Source organism: Lactobacillus sp. A27 (genome assembly GCF_016742815.1).
Classification (GTDB): domain Bacteria; phylum Bacillota; class Bacilli; order Lactobacillales; family Lactobacillaceae; genus Lactobacillus; species Lactobacillus gallinarum.
Genome location: NZ_JAEHNT010000067.1, coordinates 1 through 1,510, shown reverse-complemented (window position 1 = coordinate 1,510; position 1,510 = coordinate 1). Strand labels below are relative to the sequence as shown.

The following is a 1,510-nucleotide window of genomic DNA, read 5'->3' as shown; positions in this document are numbered from 1 at the left end:
ATGGAGGATTACCCAAGTGGCTTAAGGGGACGGTTTTGAAAACCGTTAGGCGGTTCTGCCGCGCGTGGGTTCAAATCCCACATCCTCCTTATAATATCGCGGGATGGAGCAGTCTGGTAGCTCGTCGGGCTCATAACCCGAAGGTCGTTGGTTCAAATCCAGCTCCCGCAATTTGGTCCATTGGAGCAGTGGTTTATCTCGCCTCCCTGTCACGGAGGAGATCGTGGGTTCAAATCCCACATGGACCGTAAGATGGCTCGGTAGCTCAGTTGGTAGAGCAAAGGATTGAAGCTCCTTGTGTCGGCGGTTCGATTCCGTCCCGCGCCATTCATTTTTTATATTAGGTGCGGGTATAGTTTAGTGGTAAAACGAAAGCCTTCCAAGCTTTAGTCGCGAGTCCGATTCTCGTTACCCGCTTTATATGGGCCTATAGCTCAGCTGGTTTAGAGCGCACGCCTGATAAGCGTGAGGTCGATGGTTCAAGTCCATTTAGGCCCATTGGAGACTTACTCAAGTGGCTGAAGAGGCGCCCCTGCTAAGGGTGTAGATCGGGTTATTCCGGTGCGAGGGTTCGAATCTCTCAGTCTCCGTAATTAAAAAGTCTTAACGTAAGATTTTGAATCTGCGTTAGGACTTTTTTGTTTTTCATTATGTTCTGATAAAACAGCTTTAATTGCTTCTCATGTTGATGAAAGAAAGAGAAAAAGTATCTTTTGATTGGAGGGCTATAAAACAGTCTTATATTTAGTAAAAAATCTGAAGAGCGTAAGCAAGACATATTTAATGCTTCCAAGCTATATTTAAAGTAATAAAAATTGAATATCAAATCGTCTGACAGGTTACAAATAATATTTCAATGCTTCAATAATATCGTAAAAATTCAAAATTAAGGGCTGAAACCTGTAAGTAAAAATATATGAGGTCTTATATGTGTCTAATACTTCCAAAATCTGCGAATTTATAAAACTCAGAAAATAAATATTCTCAGAATTAAAAATTTGCGATATCAGAAGAGAAACTAAATAAAAAGGACTTAGTATCCAAATAACCGTAAATTAGCCTTATATCAGACAATATTGCAGGATAGGGGCTTATTTTGGCTAATAACAAGCTATAAAAATAGGCGATAGGCGATATAAAAAAGCAAAATAAAAAAATTGAAAAAAAGCCTTGCAATTTAGATTAATATCTATTAATATTAAATACGTTGTGATTGAGGGATCACATCGATGACTTAAAAGTTTTAAAAGATAAAAAAAGTTCTTGACTTTTAAAACTTGTTTAGTTATTATAATAAAGTGCTCTTCTTTAAGAGACATGACCCGTTGGTCAAGTGGTTAAGACACGGCCCTTTCACGGCCGTAACATGGGTTCAAATCCCGTACGGGTCATTTACCATTTTAATATATTTTGGTACTTACAGCTAATGGAGGATTACCCAAGTGGCTTAAGGGGACGGTTTTGAAAACCGTTAGGCGGTTCTGCCGCGCGTGGGTTCAAATCCCACATC

General features: G+C 39.4%; 8 tRNA genes. All 8 read left to right on the top strand.

The window, feature by feature from the left end:
- Positions 1–2: 2 nt before the first annotated feature.
- Positions 3–89, top strand: a tRNA-Ser gene (locus JEM49_RS08255).
- 8 nt (positions 90–97) lie between these two features.
- Positions 98–171 (top strand) — tRNA-Met (locus JEM49_RS08250).
- A 3-nt stretch (positions 172–174) separates the two neighbouring features.
- Positions 175–248: transfer RNA gene (locus tag JEM49_RS08245), tRNA-Asp, on the top strand.
- Positions 249–254: 6 nt separating this feature from the next.
- Positions 255–327, top strand: a tRNA-Phe gene (locus tag JEM49_RS08240).
- 19 nt (positions 328–346) lie between these two features.
- Positions 347–417, top strand: a tRNA-Gly gene (locus JEM49_RS08235).
- A gap of 6 nt (positions 418–423) precedes the next feature.
- Positions 424–498 (top strand) — tRNA-Ile (locus JEM49_RS08230).
- Positions 499–500: 2 nt separating this feature from the next.
- Positions 501–590, top strand: a tRNA-Ser gene (locus JEM49_RS08225).
- 729 nt (positions 591–1,319) lie between these two features.
- Positions 1,320–1,391: transfer RNA gene (locus tag JEM49_RS08220), tRNA-Glu, on the top strand.
- Positions 1,392–1,510: the final 119 nt, after the last annotated feature.